The following is a 25,819-nucleotide window of genomic DNA, read 5'->3' as shown; positions in this document are numbered from 1 at the left end:
CAGGGCCTCAGAACTTTTTTGAGAGTACGTCCTTGAGGATCTTGTGGTCCAGGGCGAGGTCCGCATACATCTGCTTGAGACGGCGGTTCTCTTCCTCCAGTTCCTTCATGCGGCGCAGCTCTTGGCTGTCCATCCCGGAATACTTCTTCTTCCAAGTGTAAAAGGTGGCTTGGTGGACACCCAACTCCCTGCAGATGTCCGAAGTGCTTTTACCCGATTCATGTTGCTTGATCGCAGAAACGATTTGGCTCTCGCTGATTCTTGTTTTTTTCATTGTACTGTTCTAAGTTACGAATTTTCGCGTTTCAGACAGTCCGAATTTTCGGGAGGGTTACAGTAGCAGGGTCTACGTTCATCAACTTTGCAAATTGCTTTTGAGTGAGCCCGTTTAAATATCTATAAGCTTTAATCTTTCCAGCAATATATTCCAATGGCCGGTAAATCATGGATATTTCGGATCGATTTGTGCCAGTGCATATCGCCGGAATCCCTGGGGGCATATCATCGGAATATGCAACGAAATCTACTAATACCGAATCCGATACCTCCTTTGCTTTTGAAAGTGAGATTTATTTATTTGTAAGAAATCTATTTGATATAGATGTTAACTTCCAAAAAGAAGTCAACCAATCAACATTAAGGCATAAGTTTAATGGTAGAATGAATTGAAGATTATAAATGATGAAGCATTAGCAAATATTTTCACCCTGCAGGATTTGCCATTTAAACGAGAGGACATTTCTGAAACTGAACGAAAGGAATTGGTTGACTATACCAATAAGGTACTTGTAGAATCATTCATTAAACACTATGTCGGTAGCGATTCGACCATTAAAAATCAAATAATCGAAAAGTTTCTAACCGATGAAGTATAAAAATCAATTGGTAAAGCGCTATGCTCAGCTGTCGTGAATTATATAGGCCTAACAGGCTCCTCGATATAATGCGTTGTGATTTTTCAGCGCACAAATGATTTAACACTTTAAAAATAAACTACATACATTTCAAAAAAAGGCACAAAACTGAAGTTCTGTGCCTTTGAGGGAAGCGTAATTATAAAACGCTCGTCCCATTGGACATTTAATTGCTTATTTCACGGTAAATACGGTCGCTACGGCCCGTTCGCCTTCATGATCAAACTTCCCATTATCTGAAGGGAAATTGACGACTCCATCCCCTTTTACCCATGCGGTGCTTGAACCACCGCCATCATAATTTAATGCAGAAACGCAGCCTAATGCCTTCATTAGTGAAGACAATTGTGGAATGCTCAATCCCTGCGATTGGGATGAACGTCCATCGACAACAACCACAATCATTTTCTGATCTGCTGTTATTCCCACAGCCGTCCGTGGGTGTCTAGCCGTATTGAAATCCACATTCAATTGTGACAACTCTTCGCCATTTTGAATCAATAGCGGTCCACCAGCCAGTGCAACAGGTTCTGCGACCGAGGTCCATCCCGAAGAAGGTTTTGACAAAATCTTTGGTTTTCCGGACGCGTCGATTACCATGGCTCCGTTTTCCCGATAAGGATTAAAGCCGTTCACCGTCGGATTTTGAATTACATTATCGTATTTGAAGAACACGGTTGAGCCACCAACACTGGTATTGAAATAAGAACCATTAAATGCAACCAATGCATTGGCTCTTGTGGCCGCATCGCTCGTTTTCAAGAATCCTGTTTTCACATAGGGGATTTCGATATCAAAGCCCTTGGTCAAATCTATTTCGAACATGTTGATATATTGCTTTGATTCAAAAATCTGCGAAAACTGAACGTGCTTCCAGGTTATCCCGTCCGTCACCTGCTTGATTTTCCAATCGGCTTTCTCTAAAGTCTCCTGGATACTTAAAGTTTGATCCTGGGAGTAATCGTAGGGCAATTGGGTCCCATCGTTCTTTTCACAAGAGGTGAAAAGCAAAAGGAAAACTAGGTAGTATATAAAATTAAATTTTTTCATGAATTGGTTGTTTTATTAGTAATTCACCCATTTTAAGCGTAATGGTTTAACTTGCTTTACTGTTCTTTTTTTAAGGTCAAGGGATAGTACCTCCATATTCCTGTAGAGCTGTATTTCTTTGGTCTGTTGGTCTATTGAGGCGGCATTCACATTACTTTTCCCCCATCCAAACGGCCAACTCTTAAAATATTGATCAGCGGAGCTCTCTGTTACAAAATCATAGTATTTTCCCTTCTTCTTTGCGATAAGTAATTTGGAATCTGAGAAGAGGTACAATGACCCTTCCTGTATAAATCCGGTATTCATGGAATGCTTCCATGATTCGGGTGCATTTCTCAACAGCTCATGCCAATCAAACGGAGCGCCCTTTCTGCCAGAAGACTTATCCAAAGTCTGCAACTTAGCACCATCCCAAATCACCCACTGCTTTCCGTCATCTATGAAATGTAAGTCTTTTTCAAGCTCGAGACTTTTCAGAACATCCATTTCTAAACTTAACTTCTTTACAGAATAGGATGTATTATCTGGATTGCTGACATACAGAAGCGTACCAATTAGATAATAAATAGAATCGTTTTTTGACCATACAGCGTCGGGAGTTAACCAGGTACCTTTGGCGATAAACTTCTCATTATCGATCTCCCCATTTAAAATATTGACATAGTCCAGCTTATCGGTCTCCTTAGGCTGTTGGGAACCTTCAATAAAAAATCGGGCCACCACGCCATCGTATTTTTGTAATCGTGCGGCAACCGATACAGCATGCCAATGGTTGGAAACCACAAAAACGGTATCTCCAGGCTGCATGATTCTTTCTCCTGATTCGTTCTCCAATACCCTACTGAATATATAATTCTGAACGGTGGTCTTTGCATTCTCTTCTTTATGAATTATTTCTGGGGGGATTCCGCTTGCTTTCATCTGGTCGAACATTCTACTGGCCTCACATATAGTCGAGCCATGCGCAGCACATCCTCCTGAAACAATAATGTCGTCAAAGGTTTGAATCTTATATAGACGCAAAGCGATCTGTATGCGTTCATCCAATACTTTTGGATCTGCCGATCCCAAGACCAGCATGATGGTCTTGGAATGACAGAAAACCGAAAATAGGCTGATACCACTTAGAAGTATGCTCAAAGCAATCTTTTTCATGTTATTTTATTAAAGCGCCCATGATTGTATCCATACGTTCGTTGCCATTTTTATCGGCATTGATTTGGCTTTCCAAGACCGGATTATAGGTCTGTCCCAGGGTCGTTAGGGAGCTGCCATTTAATCCATGCATTAACGCCGGGTTATTAACGCCCATCGGTACATATTGAGCGCTTAACATGGTTGCCGGGTTGAAGGAAAGGTCCGACACTACGGATCCTGCTTCCGAATAAACTTGGCCGGCAATTGCAGAGCTCTTGATAGTTGGTGCAATTCCTGCATTATCCGTATAGGCATCCACATCGGTAGAGGTCGCATCCTGTTTGTTTCCAGAGATAATGGAATTGACGATGGTCAGGTTATTCACTTTTGAACGGCGGTATACACCTGCGCCAGGCCCTGGAATCTCATTTCCTGTAATGGTAGAACTGATAATATCTATTTTACAATCATCATACAGCATCACTGCTCCACCACCGTTCTTAGAGGTACTTTTATTTCCAACCAATAAGCAGTTCACCAGAATCCCGGTAGATTTTTCTCGAAGGTATAACCCGGCACCATACGAGGTGTTGCTATTTTGGTTCACTTCAGAGTTATAGAGAATAATCTTAGCATTTGGGTAACCATGCACACCGCCCGCCGTGCCACGTGCGGTGTTCCCATTGAACTGGGAATTATAAGCCGTTAGATTGGAAGTGTGCATCCATACGCCACCACCGTTATTTCCTGTATTTGTGTTATTGTTGACTTTAGAATTCTCCATAATGACATCGGCCGAACCAAAGGCGTACATACCAGCAGCAAATCCAACAGTTCCTTTATCTGCTGTTGCTTTGTTATCGATAATTTCCACAGCTTTTAAATGTACCTGTGAACCACCGATAGCTATTCCACCACCCTGTCCACGGCTAAAATTAAGTCCATTAATGGATATATTGGTACTTCGATCGGTTGCATTACCTCCGGTAATCACCAATCCTTCGATATAAACCTGAGACTCCGCTTCTTTAGCAGCCGTTACCGTCACAGTATGGAATGCTTGTTTTCCACTAGAGAACCGTCCATCAAGAATCGTTTTGTACAGCGCTGCATTAGGTTTTGCCCCAATACTTGCATCTGATGAGAAACCACCAATCAGGCTGATATTCTTATTGATTTCAAAAGTTTTATCGGATTCCTCAGCGGAGTCTCCATTACGGATGGTTTTAAACGGTGTATATGTCCCTTCCATCAGATAGATCGTACTTCCTGTGGTGGCTTTTTCCATAGCCGCATGGAAGGTTGAAGGACTTTCCCAAGAAGATCCGTCTCCGGTCCCGTTCGGGCTGACAAAGAATACCGGCACTTTCCCTGATTCCTGACTCACCAGAACCTGCTTGGAAATCTCATCGTTGATGCGAACGGTAATAAGTCCGGACCGCTCGTCATCCTGATTGGCGTGAACTTCAAAAATAACTTTACGTTTTCCCTTTTCAAGTTCGGAGGTATCCAATACGATCCAGTCTACATCCGACTCCAGCAGCATATTTTTGTTGGAAAGGACATCAAATTGGTATTTCCCTGTTTTACTTCCAACCTCCATCAATTCTGTGCCCGCCATTAATTTCTCTTCAAATGTTTCTTTATCCTTTTTACAGGAAGAAAATCCAAAAAGAATCGTGATCATTAGCAAAAGGCTATATAAACTCTTCATTATTTCATTTTTTAATTGTTAAACTCTTTTGATAAGCATTCCAAAGATGTTGGTAGCAGTCGACAATTTCCTTTTCATCATTGTATTTGCACTCATGCATATACACCCCCTTATACTTGATCTTTTCCAATGTGGCAAAGATGCTGTTCCAGTCATTTTTCCCTCGGGTATCACAAGGTAGATAATGGTATTCGGCCGTACCGTCGCCGTTGGAAACATGCAAGGTTTTCACTCTGGATCCAAATGCCGCCAATAAATGTTGAGGTTCAGCAATATGACAAAAATCAACTGCCAAGCCAACATCTTTAGGAAAGCCCTGAAAAAGCTCTAAACACTCCTGTACGGACCGCATCAAAGGTCGTTCGCGGCCATTTACCGTTAAGGACGGACCCAACATGTTTTCCACCACCATAATCGAACCGATGGCTTTCACTTCTTTATTCAGGTACGCCACGGACTTTTGCAACTGAGCTTTTCGCTCGCTACGTTCATTAAGCCGCAGATAAAACGAAGGGTGGAACAGGATAATCTCCGCTTTCACCGGCTTTAACATCTGTAGTACATTCCATTGTGCTTCCATTACGCGCAATCTCCCTTCTTCGTCGACCCGGGAGATGTCCAGGTGTACACTAAAAGGCATGTGGATCGACCAAACTGTCACTTTGTTCCTTTTGAGGATAGCAGCAACTTCCTTGATTTTGGATGTCCATAAAGTGTCGACCTGAGTCGATTGGAGATTTTTGTCAAGCAAGGCACCAATGCCGGAGAGTTCAATATAATTGATTCCCAAACTCTTGATGTACTGCATCTTTTCGTCCGTAATTTTTTGGAAATCCAAGGCATAGCCAATCGGAAACTTTGGCGTCTTAGCGTCTGTCTGTCCAAGAAGGACAAAGAAGCCGAAGCATACAACGAATAAACAGCATATCTTTTTCATCTTATTTCCAACCTGGGTTCTGGACTAAATTTTTATTCAAGATCAAATCCTCGGAAGGCAATGGCGCAAAATAATCCCTTTGCTCATCGAAAACTCCTCCCTGCGGAAATGGATCTAGATTTCCGGAAGTCGCATTCTGTTGTCCAGTTAATGGATTTCTAAGGGTTCTTTGATTGATGTTGATAAAGGAAGTGATGGAGGCAGGTGCACCTGCTGTGCTTCCTGTATGCAAAAACACATCGGGAACGGCATCGCCAGTAAAATCATGGCTTCCTAAACCGGAGAAATATACTCCGACCATTGGCTTGGTCACTTTTTTGCCCTCTTTCCAACGCATCAGGTCATCCCAGCGCAATCCTTCATTGAACAACTCTATCCTTCTTTCTCTCCGTATTTCAAGGATCACCCCTTTATTAGCTGTATTTTCCACATTCGGATACATTTCTTCCAAATAAGGATCCGGATTGGCGTTTGCGTGTACCAAATTCAAATTAGGCATGCCCGCTCTCGCTCTCAATCTATTGATGGTATTATCCAGATCCCCTTGGGTTAATGTTCCTAGTTCTGCTTTTGCTTCCGCGTTGACCAATAATGCTTCGGCAAAACGGAAAATAACGATATCGAATACAGAAGCTCCGGTACCCCACTGGGCTCTGTTTGGCAGGGCTTTGATCAAGCGGTAACCTGTCGTTGTGATGTTCAAGGTCACTGGTTCATTCTTTGATTCACCGTTCACTCTGAAATCTGGCCCAGCTGTGGTCTGCGTCAACCGAGGGTCTCTGTTCTGCATCTCCTGGAAAAAAGAATAGGTCTGATAACCGGACTTGTCTGTAAATCGGGAGCCATCATTCATCAGGTAACTATTCACTACATCTTTCATCAGTCCATAAGACCCGGAAGTAGCAGAAGTAAAATTATAAGCCGTACTATGGACCTTTAGTCCCAATTCGTAGTCAACAGCCAATATTGTTTCTATGGCATCCTGCTTATCACGGGCAAAAAGATTTCGATAAGCGGCAGCTGCTCCTCCGTCAGTAAATAAGGTATAAGCAGATGAATTGATCAGCATCTGGGAAGCTTCAACCGCTTCATTCAGGAATTTATCAGCCCCTTCCAGCTTATGATATTTTCGGAAAGTCCCTTCGAATAATGCTACGCGTGACTTCAGCAACATGGCGGTATACTTTGTCACTAAATTCACTTGCTTCTCCGCGGGAATATGTTCGATGGCATAATCCAAGTCGGCCATAATTGAATCCATTACCAAAAACCGGGAATCTCTCGCTTTAAAAAGATCGGGATCGTTTGCCGATAAGACCTTTCCGTACCAGGGCACATCACCAAAAGTCTTCACCTTATCGTAATAAAAATACGCTCTAAAAAAACGGGCAATTCCAGCATACTTGGCTTTGGCATCTTCATCGGCTACTTTATGAAAGTTCGCTAGAAAATAATTTATTTTCCGAAGATTTCCCCAAGACCAACCGCCGCTACCGCTGGCAACCGGAACAATCCTATTTCCTTTAATCTTATCGGCAGGATTCAAGGGCATTAAATTATCCGAGTTGGCATCTTCCGAATAAACGGATGTCGTTACCAACATGGTATAAAAATCATTGGTTGCCACTTCCAGATCCTTTGCGGTATTAAAGAAATACGGCGCTTCTACCTGATCCTCTGATGGCCGCTCTAAGAAATCCTTATTACAGGAACCTAGCAAGAAAACACTTGCCACAGCGTATATATAATATTTTATCGTCATTTTTTTCATGATGTTTTCAACTTATAGGGTTAACATGACACCAAAAGAAATCGTTTTTCCCATCGGGTAGGACCGCAGGTCACCACGATCATCCGCTGTTGCCGGAGAGGAATAATCCACGGAAGAGCCCGCTTGTTCGGGGTCTATATATTTAGTCAAGCCCCCGAAGCTCCAAGTAAATAGATTCTCTCCACTAAAGAATACCCTTAGCTTGTGCACTTTTGCTCGTTGCGTCCAGGATTGCGGGAAAGTATAACCCAAACTCAGGTTTTTAACACGCAGGAAACCAACATTGGTTAAATAATAATCGTTCAATTCATATAATGATCTCCCGGATTGTAGCGATGAATACCCGCGATAGATCTGTGGATAGGTGTTCTGGGTCTTATCCGGTCTCCAAGCATTATCAACTAAATCTTTTCGGATGAACGATAAATATGGGCGTTGGTATGGTCCCCAGTAAAGATCTCCTGTAGGGTACCAATCCTGACTGGCAACCCCTGCCAAGGCTACGCCCATATCGATATTTTTCCAGCGCATGCTCAGGTTCAAACCAAATGGAAACTTAGGCATGGAATTTCCGATACGCTCTAAGTCTCCGTGATCAGCAAGTGTATTTTGGCCTTTATCAATTCTTCCATCTCCGTTGAGATCCAGATATTTGATGTCGCCAGCGCGTAGGTGATTCCATTCGCTGTTCTGCATCACGTTCAGAATATCATTGTACACTTGCGAAAGACTGTTTCCGGGATTGGTAAACGAGTTTTGGTAAGCCAATGCTTCCTCATCGGACTGGAACTGACCAGCAATTCGGTAGCCCCAGATATCGCCCAGACGCTCCCCCTCGTTGTATGAGCTCAATAAGCCATTAGGGTTATTGTATCGGGTGATGACACCTTTGAAATTGCTTACGTTGGCTGTCACATTAAACTGCAATGGACTTCCGGCAAGATCAAATTTATCCTGGTAAGTAACTGCGATCTCATAACCATCATTTCGCAGCGCTGCATAGTTCTCCTTAGGCTCATTGGCACCAAACACAGCTGGTAGAGGTTCTCCCGGAAGATACATACCTTCCACATTTTTCCTGTACCAATCCAGGTTCAACAAGAGTTTATTATCCAGAAATCCAAGGTCGGCACCTATATTCAAGCTTTTTGTGGTCTCCCAAGTCACCACATTGGGTAAAGGCCCTGGTACAGACGCAAATATCAATCGTTGACCACCATTCAACCATTCAGAAGTTCCTACGTTCATCAATTCCTTGAAAGTATTTACATCCACAGTTTGGTTCCCTAACACACCGTAGGAACTTCTGAACTTTAAAGAAGAAACATAGGGACGAGCAGCCTCCCAGAAAGATTCTCTATCCACCTGCCACCCCAGGGAAACCGACGGGAACAGTCCCCAACGACTGTCAACTGGGAAACGGGAAGAACCATCATAGCGAGCATTCACTTCTAATAGATATTTATTATCGAAATCATAGTTCAATCGTCCAAAATATCCCTGGATAGACCAGTTGGTTGCTGAGCCCGAAATACTATTCATCACCGTTGCTAATGATAGGTTAGAAAGATCTTCGATCAACAGGTTATCGGCAGTGGTGGCAACACGATCGCGGTCAAACTGCTCTTGGTTAAAACCTGCCAACAATTTCAGGTTATGTTTATTTGCGAGGGTCTTATTGTAGGTCGCAAACAGGTTTAGCGCATTATACTTATCTTTCCATCTGTATTCGGTCAATCGATTCAAACCAACCGTACGGAAATCCAATCGATTTCCTGCTAAATAGTCAAAGGGATTCAAACGAAAGCTGCGTGCCGTATTCTCAATACGATTACTATAATCGAAATTGATCTGTAGACCTTCCAATGGTTTTGCCACTACACGAAACGTATTGGTAAACTCCTCATTATTGAACAAGCGCCAGGTTTTACCAGAATGCAGACCTGCGTTACCACCTTGGCCACCAGTACCTGTTCCGATATCGGTCGGTACACCATCTACCATAATAGGGTAAAAGGCCATCAGATTATACCAGGTGGTTGTACTCCACAAGCCACCGAAACCATTGGTATAGCCACCATAATCCTTGTCCTTCTCGTTGATAAATTGGATGTTGTTCGATAATTCCAACCAGGAGTTAGGTGTGAATACCAAATTAGCCTTCAGGTTCTGGCGATCCATATTGGCATCGTCATTTATATTATTGATGCTTTCACGCTCGAAGATTCGACCAGAAAGGTAGCCCTTCAACTTTTCTGTTCCACCGGATATGGCAATATTATGAAAATTCGACGCCTGATGCTTTTTAAACATGTGATCCCACCAATTGGATTTATGGAAGAATTTATAGGATCCATCAGCTTGTAATTCGTGGAACGGTTCAATTTCTCCATTGGCCACCATCTTGATCGTTTCCCAATCCATCTCGTTGTAATTGGTATATGAAGATCCGTTGTAACCAAAGAGGGCAGCATCTACCGTTTTTCCATACACATAGGGATCGGAGATATAATCCGTCCTTGCAGTCGGAGAAGTCCAGCCAAAATTATTGGTATAAGTAACCGAGGTTGTTCCCGCCTTCCCTGTTTTGGTCGTAATTAAGATCACCCCAAAGGCTCCACGTGCGCCATAAATGGATGCTGATGATGCATCCTTAAGTACTGTTACACTTTCAATATCATTGGGATTTACTCGGGTAATATTCCCTTCAATTCCATCGATTAACACCAGCGGGTTTCCTCCGTTGATCGAATTAAACCCACGAACGTTGATATCGGGCGTGGTAGATGGGTCACCATTATTCATTTGAATGTTCAGACCGGGCATCAACCCCTGTAAGGTGGTGGCGATATTAGCTTCCGGTCGTAGGGCAATATCCTCGGCATTGATCTGCGATACCGCGCCAGTCAAATTTGCTTTCTTCTGGATACCATAACCAACTACAACGACCTCGTCTAATCCACTAACGGACTCCTTCAGCACGATATTCGTCGCTGAGGTTCCCGAAATCGCAATAGTCTGGCTGACATAACCGATCGCCGTGATCACAACAGAAGCAGATTCTGTCGGACTATTTAGCCGAAAATAACCCCTATCATCGGTTGAGGTCGCTAGGTTGCTGTTCACAAGAGAAACGGAAGCACCGGTAATCGGTTGGTTCTTTTCATCCCTAACATATCCTTCGATCACACGCTGAATCAACGCTGGATCACTGTTCAACTCGGTACGGGTTTTAATCAGAACCATGTTGTTCTCCACGAAAAACACCAATCCATTAGGTGTCAACACCTTTTTTAAAACGTCCTTTAAGTCTTTATTTTCCACAAAGACGTCCATCCTTTTCAGGCTGTTGACTTGGTTATTGCTATAAAGAAAGTCGTAATTCGTTTGATTTTGAATATCCTGTAAAATGTCCTGTAAAGTCGCTTGCTTGGCGCGGATGTTGATCTTCTGACCCATGGTCGAAGCGCTCACATGGAGCATGGTTCCAAGTAACAACAACGAAACCAGTTTCATAATTAACAAAAGTTTGTTTAGTCCTATTTTTTTCGAATAGGGATTTCTAGTAAAAAAATAATACATTTGATTAGTATTGGGTAAATAATTTACTGTTAATAAGGATTTTATCCATTCGAAACACGGGAGGGTGGCCGCCCTTCCGTATCTTTCTCTTTCACAACTACTTTCTTACGAACACCCTCCCTTCTCTAATTTCAAATTTTAGGTTCGATATCTTTTCCATGCTCTGAAGTACATCTTTTAAGCTTCGAGAGCGCTTAATAGAACCGGTAAAATGTTCATCACTATTGAATTCGTATATGACATCTTTTATATCATACCAGTTTAGGATATCATTCATAATATCTCGTACACTTGCATTCTGAAATCTAAAATAACCGTCTCGCCAGGCGAGCACCTCCCGGAAGTTGGCTTTAGCCATCTTCAGTTCATTCCCGGACTGTCCTATTGCCTGCTGACCAGGCTTAAGCATCATGTTGGACCCAGCAGAATTCACCTGTACGCTGCCTTTTAACAAACTGGTTCTTGATTCCCTGGAAGTTGGATAGCTTTTCACGTTGAATTGGGTTCCCAGCACTTTTACCTGATAATCTTTTGTTGATACCAGAAAAGGTTTCTGAGGATTGTGGGCAACCTCAAAGAATGCCTCTCCAGAGAGTTCACTTTTTCTGCTTTGATGGTTAAAATCAGCGCTGATCTTAAAGACGGAGCCGGAATTAAGGAAAACTTTGGTGCCATCGGGAAGTTGAAGATTGTATCTGGTTCCCTTTGTGGTTCTGAATTCATGAAAGGCATTCTGTGTATGTGCTAAACTCTTGCTAAAGGCCACCTTGATCATGTCATTTCCTGTTTTTGAAAGCGTAACACCGTCATGTTCCATTCCCTCTTGGGCAACATCTTCCAATGACAATTGTGTACCATCTGCTAATACGATAGCCGCAGGATCAATTGAAGGTTGTTCTTTATTTTCAAACGCAGGGATAACAGTTAGATTAATGTTTTCTAAGGATTTGTCTGGATTTCTCCAGATATAAAAGGCTATGCCCGTCACTAAAAGCAAGGTGGCCGCAATGGAAATCCAGGTATAATTTAATCCTTTGGTTTTAGGTGAACTTGTTAGGTTGATCTGATTCAACAAATCTTGAAACACCTGCTGCTGATCAAATTCTCCTTGATTCGGTAGCGGGTAAACTGTATCTAACGTATCATAGAATAATTCTTCATTCTCCTCCAATAACTGAAGGTATTCCTGAAGTTCCTCTTCTGAAATATGGTTATTTAAAAATTTTCTGTTTAATTCTTCGAAACGATTCTTATGCACAATTTAAGTATTTACTATACTAAGTACACACGAAGAAGTGGGAGGGACTATATGAAAAACAAAAATAATATAAAGTACAGATAATCTGCTTCTTTAAAGGTATGGCGTAAAGTTTTTAAGGATTGTACTATAGTATTTTTTACGGTATTTGGAGAAATCCCTAATTCATCCGCAATTTCTTTATGCGATTTGCCTTCCTCTCTGCTCATGATCCAAACCTGTTTCTGTCTCGCGGGTAATAAATTGACAGACTCCTGCAGGATATTACTGATTTCAGTAAGCTGATGAACAGAATCCTCTACCGATAGCGTCATATTCTTGATCAATTCCTGCTGAGCTAGCTGATTATACTTTAAGGATCTCAATTGATTAAAACAGATTCTTTTGGCGATCACATAAATATATGGCCATAATTCTTTGGCATCATCCAATTCCTCACGATGAAACCAGAGTTTAAAAAATGTTTCCTGGACGACTTCCTCCGCTTGTACTTTGCTTTTCAGAATTTGGAGGGATAGGTTAAAGATGTTGGCTGAATAAGCATCAAATACAACCTGAAAGGCATGAACATCGCCTTTCTTCAAATCCATATATATCTGATTTTCTATGGTCATCTTGATTGAATGCTTTTTAGTAAACACTAATTTACTTAACTAATATTAACAATATATTAAATTTGATTTTATCCGGATTATTTGGTCATGGAACCCCCATTTGTGATTCCTGGATTAAAATTAAAATTTTATCTGCATAATGAAAATTAAAAGAGAAAAGATTTTCTTTTTTAGGTCATTACTTGTTTGAAATAACTGATAATCATCGCATATTAACACAAAAGGCTCTCAATAGCCTTGTAAAAATAATCTAATCCTCTAGTTAGCTATTGTGCCCTACCCATACTATCCACCTATTCTGGACACAAGACGAAAGAATCTACGAATCATTGCATTAGACTACCTGCATGAATACCAGTCAATACTATCCATCCCGATGAAACGTAAAGCAACCGTTTCCATGAACGACCTGACCGTGGACTGGATCAAACCGTTGTCATTCAACCTGATATCCACACCGTTAGAGGTAGACGTGACCATCCGATACTTCTCGGGACTCACATTTCGGTCGATTAAGGAAAGATCGAATAGCTTATAGAAGCTTTCGTGAGGCCCCAACATCGATTCCAAGGTCATAAGGGCTACCCGACCCTCCGACAAACAGGTTCGTTAACAAGGGTTCAAAGGCAGTTTCTAGCTTCATAAACTATTTCGACAACCGAGAATTCACCTTTAAAGTGATTGAATAGAACACTGTAATCCAGCAATTTACCTAGTGGCTTTCCGTTCAGTATTGACTCACATCCTTCTTTCGAAAGCGAAGGAATGAGATAGTTCGGCCGCTTCGGCATTTGGCAGACACTTGAGGTGACCAACCTTAACGGATGCTAGAATCTCTTCTAAATTATTTAACATCTGGCCGTAGAGTTTCGAACTCCAACGAATAGCCGATCCGCTCGGCAAAAGCGCTGTGAGGGCAAACATTCCAGTCCTAAGAAAAATCTCGTTCTTGGCTGACTGCTCAAGTCGGATAATGGAAACCAATGGGAGACGAGCATTTCGATAACAATGTGTTTTCCCGCTCCATGGAGTACCATAAACCATCACCTTATTTCCTTCAAGAATCCGGATCGCCGGGTTATCATCATTCAAAAGGCGAATATTCGGGTTATGCGCCATCCAGAGCCTAGAATGGGTGCTTTTTCCCGTTCCGCTTTTACCTAGAAAGGCAACAGCTGCTTCGCCATTTTCAACGACAGAAGCGTGTATGAGTAACGTTCGATGGGCCAAACAGGCTTGTCCGAAGGCAACCATAATTAACCAGCTTAATTTTGTAGTATTGTATATTTCATTGGCAATGGGATAGATGACCGAGTGGCTAAAATCTTTTTCACTACTCATGAGCCAATCACCGCTATGCTCTTGCGCCAAAATGGATGTAAAATAACAGTTCTCACTTTCTTCAAATCGAAAACTTTCTAGCCAAATCACGGAAACGTCACTCAATGTTTCACGCGCCGGCAGGGGTTCCATATCCTGTCGTTCACGAATGTCGAACGTTAACATGGGCGCAGTGTCAGAAATCAAATCCCCAAAGGGCCGAAAGCTGGGTAAGGCTCTGTCTAAATCAAGACCGATATGATCCACGATTTTTACGACATGGTCTGCAATTGTATAGTATGTTGTCGTCGATTCTAGCATTTGTCTTATTTCTTCGTTAACAAGGCGCGCTTGGTCAGATTCAAGGTGTTCTCAAAATATCCGCTCAAACTTATATCATGGGTGACGAATATAATGATTTTATCGCGTCCCGCTTGGATTAAGTTTCGAACTAGCGCATGCGCTGTCTCTTGGTCCAGCGCAGAGGTAACCTCATCAAATACCCAGGCTCGAGCTGGCTGAAGAATAGCGCGGGCTACTGCCAATCGTTGTATCTGTCCCTCTGACAGACCGAATCCGGACTCACCGATCATCGTCTCTAACGCTAACGGCAAATCAAACACAAAATTTGCACAGGCGATTTCAAGCGCTTCATATAAGCGTTCATCGCTACACCCATCCGTGCCAAAAAGCAAGTTATTGCGGATTGTTCCGTTGAAGATCTTCTCCCCTTGCGGGACGAACGCGAAGTTGCAACGGTATGCTGGACTCATGCTCAGGAATAACGATTGATTTTTCAGGACGATTGCCCCTGCCACGGGATTAAGCAGTCCTAGGATCGCTCGCAAGATTGTCGACTTGCCGAGTCCACTGGCACCAAAAACCACGGAGGGTACACCGATTTTAAATGTAAAATCAAGATTAGTGACCAATAGGTTTCCATCCACGCGCAAGGCTAAATTGGAAAGCTTTACTTCCACCAGGTCTTTCAGAAAACAAGGCTCTACCCTTTCCTCTACCGTTTCTTTCAAGATCTCCTCTACACGGTCCACCGCACTGCTAAAGCGGATTAGAGAAGGTAAGTTTCCAATAAGTGCCGCAGCAGGAGACTGAATACGAATTACCAATTGCAAGAAAGCGCTCATGGTACCCACAGTGATCAGCCCGGCATTTAAACTCTGAATTCCCCAAACAAAGGCAACAATGTAACTTAAACTAAAAACTCCTCCCCATATTCCTTTGGAGAAAGTAGAGAAATTGATTAAACTTCGCTTTATTTGGTAGATTTCATTTTGGTCGTGTTCAACGTGCTGCCATCGTTGTTTGTCTTGATTCATCGAGCGAATCAACAAACGCAATCGCAGATTATCTTGAATGGTCTTTCCTAACTGACTTTCCGCATTTTTCAATGATTTTTGAAGGGTCCGAAGTTTCCGAAAGAAAAATTTAGAAAACAAAAGAAAGGGAGTAATAAGGAGCAGCACAGCGGCTAACCAGGGGTCCATCCAGCAAAGAAACCAAGTCGCAGCGATGATCTTAATCAAGCTAACCATACAGGCTATAATGGTCTGGGCGACTGCTGTAACGATTTCCTGGGTATCATTGAGTAAACGAACCATCAAATCCCCCGTATGTTTTTTCTGTGCCTCCCAACGAACGTCGACTTGCTTTTGAAGAATTTGCTTTTGCAAATCCACAAGCATGAGCGCTTTGTTGCGCTCGTTGAGGTAAGATGCTAGTTGTGAACATGCAAAGGAGAGCAACATGCTCAAGGCTGTAATGACTAACAATCCGCTAAGACTTTCCGTTTGGCCTCCCACAGCTGCGTCGATCGATAGCTTAGAATACCAAATAAAGGAAAAGCTAAAAATCAGGGAAAAAATTTCAAATAGGAAATAAGAGAGAAGTTTGTACTTATATTCGTTTGAGAAATTAAGGATCCAAGATAGCTGTTGACGGTTCATCATAAAGCGTGTGTTTACCGAAAAGATTTAATGTAAACTTGGTAAAAGGGAAAGCTCAACGCTTCCATCGGTGCTATACCGAGAAAACGGTAAAAATTCCGAAAGAGACGTTGGGGACGATCCACACGTCCTCCAGGCTTTTCACTATCGGGATGTTCGGGATCGAAAAATCCAAAATTTCCAGTGCGCAATATATAATTCTCCATCCACTGGACGTCTGAAAAATACTCGATCGGGTAGGGAATATTCTCTAACGGGAGATGAAACAAATCTACCAGCATTTGATGCAGGTAATGCGACCATTTTAGCATGCCCAGCTCTTGATAAATATTTTTCAATTCCTGAGGATCAATGTGTTTTCCGTAAGCATAGTATAGAAGACAAGCATCACAGAGCTGGCGTAAACCAATTCCATAGGTTATTTGGTGCTTAAGAATATGGGCGTTTACTTGGATAAGATTCAAGAATCCAGTCGGAATTTCCACAGAAACTCCATTGATAATATGCTGTGATTTTTCAGCGAGCTCACGGTTAACAAAACGCGATGCCTTACCTTGAACAAAAGGATTCCGGAGCTGGATGATTCGCCGATGATGCTCAATATAAAACCTTCCCCACTGAAATCCGCTGCTAAAGCTATCAGAGCTTTTCAGCTCCGCACCAGCCTGAACGATTAACTTTTTTGCAGCTTGATAATCATCCGTTGTGGGAAAAAACCAATCAATATCGCCCGTCTTCCTTAGGGTCGGGTCAGGATAGTAACTAGAGACACCATGCCCCTTTTGTAATATACATCGGATCCCTGCTTTTTTAAACAGCTGATACTGCTTTGCAATAGCTTGTTCCATTGCGAGATTTGCCTTTTGGATACGCGATGTTGCGACCAACCATTTCAGTCGCAGTTCCATGGGGGGCAGCAATCTCTCAGGGAGTTGCTGAACTGCAGTGGCTACCAAGCCTTCCACGGTTTGCTGAAAAGACATTAAATATATCTCCTTCCAGTCTCTAGCGGTCAAATTTTCAAAATAGCGTGTGTCGACCTCGCTCTGCCAAAGCGACGAGCGTACAGCGGCCAACAGTGCTTGCGTGGAGTTTTGCTCGATCATACAGAAGTTAGTCTGATAAAAGATGTTGCTCCTTCAATTGAACAAGAATCGCCCGGCAGTCATTTATCGCTCTCTCTGGTTCAATACCATATTCATTTTGTAAGATTGTGGAAGCCGTCTCTAAGTCAAATTCCTTTTCACCAAGTGATTCTATTAAAAAGGCTGCAGATTCATTAAAGCTGAAAACTCGACTTAAATCTACTTGACCTTGATTCGGGTCAACAATAACATAATCTTTACCTATTTTTCTCAGCACTAAATTGTCTTTTATTTTCATTATGTACACTTTTAAGATCAGACACCACTGATCTATGTTCAAAAATAAATTAAAACAGAGCAATCGTTTTAATGGATTGCTCTGTAAAAAATAGTATAAATGACTAAAATTAGTTACGTACGCAACGAACGTTTTTCAATGTAGAGGTCAATACATCGACACCAACAGCACTAACTAAGAGTTCACCAGTACGTTTAGCTCTGACAAACGGTGTTCCAAACGGAATCCCGGCAACAGCTTGTCTTTCCGTAGAAGCAATATGTCCCCAAACGCCCAGATTTACCAGTGTTAAGATGCTTGCAGGAGCATTTGATGTCCAGATATGGGATTGAGTTCCATAACTTGAACCTAATAAAGCCGCAAGTCCTGATAAATCAAGGTCTAAGAAACCGTTAGGAAGAACCCCTAGTCGAGGCAGTTGCCCGTTATAGTATAAGCGTAGGTTGTTCGAACGAGCATCAAAAGCTGTATTTGGAGGGGTCGTTACCTCAAACTGCGCATAACGTCCAGTAGCCGTGCCATCGCCAGGTTCACTATTCTCCATCTCGTCTCTAGCTCCTAACAACGATCCTACTGTTCCTAGAAGACTGCTCAGAAGGCCCTGTCCATCAGAAATACTGTACAAATCATTGTTTGTTGGTGTTCTCCAAACGCCTTGCGGATAAACCTGTGCACATGGATCTTGTCTGCTCGCTGCATTAACAAATTGACCTGGTGTCAAAGCGCCATAAGCGAAATAGCTTTTTGCGTCTGAACGTTGCGCATTTGTTGCATAGAATCGGTATGGATTATGCGTGCCAGCAGCATAGTATAGATTCGATCGCGACCATCTTACCGAGTCTCCTGTATTGGACACCCCAACAGTAGTCAATGCAGATTCCACCAGATTATACAAGATTCGGTGCGTTCTCCCGATTGCCGGAGTAACCGACACAGGGCTGAAGTTTACTGGAGTAGCTGAGAAACTTCTCACGGTCGCACCCTCACCCTCTACTAAATCTGAGGCATGTGTTAACTGAAGTGAAGCAATACTTACCGAAACGTTGTTCGCATTGGTAGAGTCCACCGTATAGGCATAAGCAACTTTACGATCGTTAAAGCCTGCTTCAACATTTTCAAAGCTAGACCAATTGATCGTTTGGGTATAATCTTCAAGATCTGAGTATTTTCCAGTAAAGATATCGATGGTTCCCGATTTCATGCTCAGACCACTCACGGCTACCGTCGCGCTGTTCATGTCACCAAACATTCCCATGGAGTTCAACTCAATAGCCAAACGAGAAGTTTTATGATTAAAGATAATACCTAATGGAAGAGCACCCGAAGCATCCGAAGGTACAGAAAGTGTTCCCGCAGCATGCAATACGTCTTTGCCGCCTGCTAAAGTAATTGCGCTACTTCCCGTTGTTACATCGGGTACATCCTCAGTGTTGTTGTAGCTTAACGCATACCATTTATAATCCTCTCCAGCTTCAATTGCTACCTTTCCCGTTGAATTCGCTGTCAACGCCGTAGAGCTTACGAAGGTCCCATCATTCTTGTATAGGAACAAGCGGTATTTCACACCTGGTCCGATGGCTTCTGCACGCGCCGCGCCGCTATTTGCCTTCGCCGCTGAACTGTGAATACGGATGGAGCTGCTCTGCTCGACATGGTTATCAACCGAAACAAGCGCATCAAATTCGTTGTAGGAACGAACCAATGGCTTAACGTTATTTCTAACGGCAGCTTTATTCTCGCCCGATTTATCCGAGTTTTCTTGAATTCCGGCGATGCTTACGCTTAACTGCAGCTTGTCGCTTGTTTCCACTTTTTCGATGTCTTGAGATTTGTTGCAACTGGCAGCGAACTGGGTCAACATGGCTAATATAAGCGCACTAGCTACTTTATTAGCAAGATTTTTCATTAATACTGATTTCATAAGTCAAAGATTGTTCCTTGTTAAAAGTCTCCATTTGAATTTCCACCAGTACCATCTGTCCAGTCACTAAGCGTTTCTGACGCATTGCCAGATGCCGCAGCAATGCCCTGCTCAAGTTCTACGATATACACCTGCATGGCAGGTGCCTCGTACACTTTTTTTACGTTGTTTTTCATTATAATACACTTTTGGTTAAAAATTTTTTATTGCCTTTTACATTGAAATTGATTTTTTTCTGAGTTGGTTAACGTAGTTAATTTCTGCCCTAACATCGTGCTCACCAGTCTTCAGATGAAAATCCGCTGATGAATACAGGCAAATTGTTAATAAGGTTCAGCTATTTTTTCGCTTTTATAACTTTAAACAACAATCTTAGGGAAAATTTTCCAAAAAGACAAGTTTTTTTTTAATTTGTAGTTGGATAACCACGTGTGTTTACCCTATACTAATTAATATTTAATCATATTAGAATAGTTTACCATGCAACCAATATTTAAACAGTCGTGAGAACCTTTTTTTGGGCGATTAATCATTTTGAGAAACAACCTTGCACATTTAAAATCTGCAAAATAACGGAAAACAATCGCACATGCATTACTTATACATTATATGATTTAATCACAGGCTAAATTGAACCTATGTTATATTCTTTTTCCCCATCAGATAAGAAACGACGTTCCGATCTTGACGGGATAAGAGCATTTGCAATCTTCATTGTGTTGGGTTATCACTTGCAGATTCCATGGTTCAATAATGGATTTATCGGAGTCGATATATTTTTTGTGCTTTCAGGTTATTTAATTACCGAACTACTTCTGCGAAACGGACTCGAGGATCGATCTGACATAATCGCATTCTACTGGCGAAGAGCACACCGGTTGCTGCCGGCCTTCCTTTTCATGCTCGGTATTGTTGCTATACTCGTATGGCTACTCGTTCCGCTCAAAATCGTCGACTTTGCAAAAAATGCTTTCTGGAGCCTTGGCTACCTCTCGAACATGTATTATTACTTCACCTCCGGATATTTCTCGACAAGTGCACAGCTGAACTTTCTATTGCACACTTGGTCACTCTCCATCGAAGTTCAATTCTACCTCCTGTATCCTTTGTTGCTATTTTTGTTAGCTAAAAAAAGTAAAAACTATCCCCGGTCTATTGTATGGAGCTTAGTCATACTGCTGTGTATTTCCATCCTATGGATGATCTTGCTTGGCCCGAAAAATGAAAAGGCGACGTTTTACCTATTTCCATCTCGCCTATGGGAATTTCTATGCGGCGCCCTCATACTCTTTATTCGCCAACCCCTGCTTCAAAAGCTGTCATCATTTCAGCGGATGTGGATAGCAATCCTGAGTTGGATTTCGCTTTTTGCCTTAGTCCTTCTGCTGGAAGCGCGGGACCTTCAAGGTTGGCCTTCCATAGCGACAATCCTTCCCTTGCTCTGTGTATCCGTTATCATCCTCATGGAATTCGATCTTCAGGTCTATCGGTTTCCGCTCATAGCTAATCTGGCAAAATACTCCTATGGTCTTTATTTATGGCATTGGCCGCTGATCGTACTCGCCACCTACTTAGGAATGGATCGGACTTGGACCACGTCTTTCATGATTATTTTTATTAGCTCGAGTGTGGCAATTTTTAGTTATCAGCTTATTGAACGTAGAACGATCACCCGCGAAAAAAAGCTGTTAATTCCTGCCATCATCATGTCCTTGGGAACGCTCACGTTCACCCATCCACGCATTCCAAATCTGATATTTAGTGAAAGCCAGTTGGATACCTATCGAACGTTACGCGATTACAAAACTCAAATAGCTCCCGTCCAATATGGCTTCTCAAAGACGCATTTACAGTACCATGAACCCTTCGAGTCGCTTGGCACAGTCTCCCAGATAAGCTTGTCGGACTCGATCTGCAACTACCTTCTGATTGGTGATTGCCACGCGGGAATGTTTTCCTACTCACTCAAGCGCGCAGCACAGCAACATGGCGTCAATCTGGTCATTATCAGCATGGACGAAACCTTTCCTGTAAAAAATGCTCCAGGAAACTATGTAGGTCCCAGAGATAAAATGCGATATCTATTCGATGAGTTTATACCCAGAAATCAGTATCAATTCGAAAAAATCATCTTGATGGCAGATTACACCAATTACACCGCACAGGAGCTGAAAACGTTTTTTAAAACGAATCATGATTATTTTAATTCCTTGAAACTTCCAGTCAGCTATCTAGGTCAGACAAAGAAATACAGTGTAGAATACCCAATAGCTTCAGCGCAAGCCGCTCGTTTGAATAGCCCATTGAAAACGTATGAGCTTTCGGGCCCACACCATGTTAACCGATTCATCAAAGACCTGAAGGTCATCGACTATATAGAAATCATAAATTTTGAATTTGCGGAAGGAGGAGATTTTATGTACGATGCAAACCATTATTCCCTTTATGGCACCGAGATGCTTTCCTCTATTTTAGCAAAAAGGCTGTTCGAAGCAGAGCCATAGAGCAAAAAAAACCCTCCTTGACCTAGCAAGAAGGGCCACTTAACCAAAAGTGTATTATTCAACTTAAAAAGTTGAACTGCAAGTATAAACAGATACTTATGATAAAAAAATAATAGAGATCACAATTGTAGCGAAAACCTGACACTATCACTGATAAAAAATGATAAAACACAAAGGATTAGCGCTTTACACTCGAAACGAGCGTAATAAAACGGTGTTAAAGTTTGTTAAAAAAATAAAGAATGTAATCTGGATTTCACCAGACGACAAATTATAAAGTAAAATGAACCGAAACTCTCGCTGTCTGATACACCCGGCCTAGACCAAATAAATATGAAAAACCTCATTCGGGCGTTAACGCTCACTTAAGCGCACCTCAAACAATTTTGTCCAGTCCTTACCGGTCACCAGGAGCGTATTCGTGTCTCGTTTATAAGCTATACCATTCATCTCATTATCAGCAGACTTTCTTACCCCATCGTATAACCCAACAAAATTGATTCTCCCTTCAACAACGCCCGTCACCGGGTCGATAATAACCACCTCATCTTTTGACTGGTCGTAAATGTTTGCATAAATCTTTCCATCAACATACTCCAGTTCATTAATGCGATCGACCGGACCGTTATCGTCGAATATTTGAAGGGACCCTGTTTCTTGTAAGCTAACCGGATCAAGGAAATAAACGTTAGCTGAACCATCCGATTTAATAAACTGTTTTCCGTCGTAAGTCAATCCCCAACCTTCTTGGCTTTTACCATACTCAAATGATTTCAACAATTTCAAACTTGCTTTGTCGTAAATAAATCCTTTTTTGTTTAACCAAGTCAAAAAGTAGATTTTATCGCCCACAACGGTCATACCTTCACCAAAGAAAGTTCCATCCCCTTCCATCTTTTGGAGAATCTTACCGGTTTTTAGCTCCACCTTACGCAGCGAAGTTCTATCCTCTTTCCCGGTAGATTCATAGAGAATCCCGTTGTCATAATACAATCCTTGGGTAAATGCCGTAGAATCATGGGGGTAGGTATTAACGACTTCAAATGCGTATGCTTTAGGGGCAGGAGGAACCACTAACAGATCACTGTAGGCGACATCCTCTTTCCCTTGCGAATAGATTTTAGCGCTTAAACGCTTATTTCCATAACCATGCTTATCTGTATCGAATGCGACGGTTGTCGTATCAGTTTTTCGATCAAAAACATCTCCGTCAACAGAATAAACGACCGAGTCTATCGCCGCATCATTGAAGTTTAGCTTGAGTTGCAATTTTTCACCCTTCAAGACCTTTGTCCCCGATATGGGATTCACAAACTCAAATTTACCTTTTTGCGTTTTACAGCTGTAAAAGAATAGAAAGGGCAGCGCAAGTACAACTCCTAAGTATTTCAGTTTTTGTTTCATATTAATAATTCCAAAATGCGTCTATAATATACGTTAATTTCTTAACAATGAAGGCAGTCAAATAAATCCATCCGAGTTCATTCTACTAGGATATTGGTTCTCGAGCTCCACCATAATGCTTCGCCTTTCGCTTAAAGATTTACGTATCCGTATATGGGTTTTTTTTCGGATATTAACTTTAACGCGTATCAAGCATGAGCATCCTGTCTATTCATGGGTACATCCAACCGCAAACTTTCGACGCAGTTCGCGAATTTCAAATCGGTCGATGTTCCAGTATGCCGCCGCACAGGTCTACACCTGTTCGCCTATCCACGTATAGCGACTGATTACTTTACGACGATATTACCAAGCAGCGATCCCAGCATCTGTTCACCCTCTTTGAGCTTTTGATATTTTGCCAAGAGAAATTGAAGGTCTGCATCATCAGTTGTCTGTTTTAGTTCTTCGCGAATCGACTGCATCTGCACCTCGATCTTATTCTTCTTGATCCGGTAAATGACTTGGACGACCAGCGTCTTCAACTGATCGAGCTCTTCGGGAACAAAAATCTTACGTTTGTCGTCGTTCCAACTAGGACTTAATTCGTATTTATTGACTACCGAATCTACCGCTAAAGTTGAAACCTCAGGGTTTTCATGAGAGAAAAAAATCTTTGCTTCAGGCACTTGAAAGTTTTCAGCTTGCTTGGCGAACTCATCTACAATCAACTTGCAGGTTTTATCCACAATTTCGATATCATCCAGACTAGCCAACAAATAAGGAGCAACCGGAACATCACCATCTCCTTCCCAATGCACGAGTTCTCTACCGTAGTTCAGTAAAATTCGAACTAACTCTTTTTCTAAACGAAGCTCTGCTGACTCTACTTGTACTGCCTCTGTTGAAGGCGACTCCGCCCCCATTGCTGCAAGCATCTCCGCCGGATACCATTCCTCGCCACCGGGCGGCATATTTATGGCCGCAGCAGCTTGATTCTGCTGTGTCTGAGCTTCTTTTTTCTCCTTGGAACGGGCCTTAGCTAATCGAATTTTATTGAGTTCGGAAAGCAGCACGCGTTCCTCGATATCTAACAACGAGCTACACTGACGGATGTAGACGGAAACTTTAATTTCATCAGGGATGAGAGCGATGCTTTCAACGACCTCACGAATAACCTCCGCACGCTTAATGGGATCCTCTTTGGCATCACGAAGAAGAATATTGGTCTTGTAGAAAACAAAGTCTTCCTGATTTTTCTCTACGTAAGAGCGGAATTCGCTAGCACCATACTTCTGAATATAGGAGTCCGGATCATTTCCATCAGGGAAAAGCAACACTTTTACATTCAAGCCTTCCTCTAGAAGCATGTCTGTTCCTCTCAATGAGGCTTTAATGCCGGCTTCATCGCCATCATAAAGGATAACGACCTGCTTTGTATAACGAGAAATCAGTTTTATCTGGCCAGTGGTCAACGAAGTTCCTGAAGATGAAACAACATGTTCGACCCCTGCCTGATGACAGGAGAGCACATCGGCGTAACCCTCTACCAAAAAACATACATCGTTTTCTAGAATTGCCTTCTTCGCTAGATGAAGGCCATAGAGGACATTGGACTTATGATAAATTTCACTTTCCGGAGAATTGACATATTTAGGAACAGTCTTATCCTTCTTTAGAGTTCTACCGCCAAATCCGATAACCCGGCCAGTAAGATTATGAATAGGAAAGATAACCCGACCCCGAAAGCGGTCATATAAAGACTTATCGTCTCGCTGAACAGCTAAGCCTAACTCTGTCAGATATTCTTTGGCAAAGCCGTCCTTTGCAGCCTCATCGACTAAAGAAGTCCATGCTTCGGGAGAATACCCAAGATCGAACTTCTTGATGATGTCCTCTCGATAGCCCCTTTCACGGAAATAGCTCAGTCCAATTGACTGACCAATCTCTGTTTCCCATAAGGAGTGCTTGAAGAATTTTGATGCCCATTGATTGATGACATAGAGACTTTCTCGTTTATCTTGCGCTGCCATTTGAGCTGGCGAGCGTTCGACCTCTTCAATAGGGATATTATACTTATTAGCAAGGTAGCGGATTGCTTCAGGATAGGCATACTTTTCATGCTCCATCACAAATTTTAACGAATCTCCACCCGCCCCACATCCGAAGCATTTATAGATCCCTTTATTTACCGATACATGGAACGATGGTGTCTTTTCATTATGAAATGGACAATTCCCAATTAAGGAAGTTCCTCTTTTCTTTAAATCGACAAAATCCCCTACTACCTCCTCAATACGAGCAGCGTCTAAAACCTTTTCTATTGTCTCTTTCTTGATCATCGTTGTTAGACAAAGATAACGCTCC

The 25,819-nt window shown here is 42.2% G+C and carries 19 protein-coding genes; 2 read left to right on the top strand and 17 right to left on the bottom strand.

The genetic code is table 11. The features are described from left to right. Positions 1–7: 7 nt before the first annotated feature. From DSM08_RS19100 to DSM08_RS00965, 9 genes are all read right to left on the bottom strand, one after another. On the bottom strand, positions 8–274 hold the full coding sequence (locus DSM08_RS19100; RefSeq protein WP_185218669.1) for a transposase: 267 nt from the start codon (positions 272–274) through the stop codon (positions 8–10). Positions 275–1,088: 814 nt separating this feature from the next. Continuing rightward, entirely contained in the window at positions 1,089–1,964 is an 876-nt protein-coding gene (locus DSM08_RS01000; RefSeq protein ID WP_149524390.1) for a phosphodiester glycosidase family protein, read from the bottom strand. Between the two features lie 15 nt (positions 1,965–1,979). Then, entirely contained in the window at positions 1,980–3,119 is a 1,140-nt protein-coding gene (locus DSM08_RS00995) for a YdcF family protein (protein ID WP_149524389.1), read from the bottom strand. A gap of 1 nt (position 3,120) precedes the next feature. Further along, positions 3,121–4,788 (bottom strand): right-handed parallel beta-helix repeat-containing protein, encoded by a 1,668-nt coding sequence (locus DSM08_RS00990; protein ID WP_223110847.1) that lies wholly within the window; start codon positions 4,786–4,788, stop codon positions 3,121–3,123. Between the two features lie 31 nt (positions 4,789–4,819). After that, on the bottom strand, positions 4,820–5,752 hold the full coding sequence (locus tag DSM08_RS00985) for a sugar phosphate isomerase/epimerase family protein (RefSeq protein WP_149524387.1): 933 nt from the start codon (positions 5,750–5,752) through the stop codon (positions 4,820–4,822). Position 5,753: 1 nt separating this feature from the next. Beyond that, positions 5,754–7,514, bottom strand: a complete 1,761-nt coding sequence (locus tag DSM08_RS00980) for a RagB/SusD family nutrient uptake outer membrane protein (protein WP_223110846.1) — start codon at positions 7,512–7,514, stop codon at positions 5,754–5,756. A 21-nt stretch (positions 7,515–7,535) separates the two neighbouring features. Then, the gene (locus DSM08_RS00975; RefSeq protein ID WP_149524385.1) at positions 7,536–11,039 is read right to left on the bottom strand and encodes a SusC/RagA family TonB-linked outer membrane protein; all 3,504 of its coding nucleotides are present in this window, start codon (positions 11,037–11,039) and stop codon (positions 7,536–7,538) included. A 163-nt stretch (positions 11,040–11,202) separates the two neighbouring features. Then, positions 11,203–12,363: a FecR family protein gene (locus DSM08_RS00970; RefSeq protein ID WP_149524384.1), complete on the bottom strand. Its 1,161-nt coding sequence runs from the start codon at positions 12,361–12,363 to the stop codon at positions 11,203–11,205. A gap of 47 nt (positions 12,364–12,410) precedes the next feature. Continuing rightward, positions 12,411–12,953 carry an RNA polymerase sigma-70 factor gene (locus DSM08_RS00965; protein WP_187773931.1) on the bottom strand — a complete coding sequence of 181 codons (543 nt, stop codon included), beginning with the start codon at positions 12,951–12,953 and terminating at the stop codon, positions 12,411–12,413. Positions 12,954–13,248: 295 nt separating this feature from the next. On the opposite strand from DSM08_RS00965, the gene DSM08_RS00960 reads away from it, so the two are divergent. Further along, on the top strand, positions 13,249–13,515 hold the full coding sequence (locus DSM08_RS00960) for a hypothetical protein (RefSeq protein WP_149524382.1): 267 nt from the start codon (positions 13,249–13,251) through the stop codon (positions 13,513–13,515). Positions 13,516–13,715: 200 nt separating this feature from the next. Here the strand turns inward: DSM08_RS00960 and DSM08_RS00955 are convergent, their stop codons facing one another. From DSM08_RS00955 to DSM08_RS18970, 6 genes are all read right to left on the bottom strand, one after another. Next, positions 13,716–14,618 carry a hypothetical protein gene (locus DSM08_RS00955; protein WP_149524381.1) on the bottom strand — a complete coding sequence of 301 codons (903 nt, stop codon included), beginning with the start codon at positions 14,616–14,618 and terminating at the stop codon, positions 13,716–13,718. A 5-nt stretch (positions 14,619–14,623) separates the two neighbouring features. Then, complete coding sequence (locus tag DSM08_RS00950; RefSeq protein WP_149524380.1) at positions 14,624–16,264, bottom strand: ABC transporter transmembrane domain-containing protein; 1,641 nt, start codon at positions 16,262–16,264, stop codon at positions 14,624–14,626. Between the two features lie 11 nt (positions 16,265–16,275). Continuing rightward, positions 16,276–17,367, bottom strand: a complete 1,092-nt coding sequence (locus DSM08_RS00945) for a nucleotidyltransferase family protein (protein ID WP_149524379.1) — start codon at positions 17,365–17,367, stop codon at positions 16,276–16,278. A 7-nt stretch (positions 17,368–17,374) separates the two neighbouring features. Then, positions 17,375–17,644 carry a PqqD family protein gene (locus tag DSM08_RS00940; RefSeq protein WP_149524378.1) on the bottom strand — a complete coding sequence of 90 codons (270 nt, stop codon included), beginning with the start codon at positions 17,642–17,644 and terminating at the stop codon, positions 17,375–17,377. Between the two features lie 109 nt (positions 17,645–17,753). Beyond that, positions 17,754–19,565, bottom strand: a complete 1,812-nt coding sequence (locus DSM08_RS00935; RefSeq protein ID WP_149524377.1) for a hypothetical protein — start codon at positions 19,563–19,565, stop codon at positions 17,754–17,756. A 20-nt stretch (positions 19,566–19,585) separates the two neighbouring features. Next, positions 19,586–19,741 carry a hypothetical protein gene (locus DSM08_RS18970; protein WP_187773930.1) on the bottom strand — a complete coding sequence of 52 codons (156 nt, stop codon included), beginning with the start codon at positions 19,739–19,741 and terminating at the stop codon, positions 19,586–19,588. A 462-nt stretch (positions 19,742–20,203) separates the two neighbouring features. Here DSM08_RS18970 and DSM08_RS00930 point away from each other — a divergent pair, with 462 nt between their 5' ends. After that, positions 20,204–22,069: an acyltransferase family protein gene (locus DSM08_RS00930; protein ID WP_149524376.1), complete on the top strand. Its 1,866-nt coding sequence runs from the start codon at positions 20,204–20,206 to the stop codon at positions 22,067–22,069. A gap of 354 nt (positions 22,070–22,423) precedes the next feature. Here DSM08_RS00930 and DSM08_RS00925 read toward each other — a convergent pair whose 3' ends face one another. Together DSM08_RS00925 and dnaG are read right to left on the bottom strand one after the other, a co-directional pair. Then, the gene (locus DSM08_RS00925; protein ID WP_149524375.1) at positions 22,424–23,473 is read right to left on the bottom strand and encodes a glutaminyl-peptide cyclotransferase; all 1,050 of its coding nucleotides are present in this window, start codon (positions 23,471–23,473) and stop codon (positions 22,424–22,426) included. A 329-nt stretch (positions 23,474–23,802) separates the two neighbouring features. After that, a complete protein-coding gene (gene dnaG, locus DSM08_RS00920) occupies positions 23,803–25,794 on the bottom strand; it encodes a DNA primase (protein ID WP_149524374.1) in 1,992 nt (663 codons plus the stop codon). Between the last annotated feature and the right edge of the window lie 25 nt (positions 25,795–25,819).

The organism is Sphingobacterium hotanense, from assembly GCF_008274825.1.
Classification (GTDB): domain Bacteria; phylum Bacteroidota; class Bacteroidia; order Sphingobacteriales; family Sphingobacteriaceae; genus Sphingobacterium; species Sphingobacterium hotanense.
The sequence above is the reverse complement of the archived record's forward strand: the minus strand, read 5'-3'. Positions and strand labels throughout refer to the sequence as shown.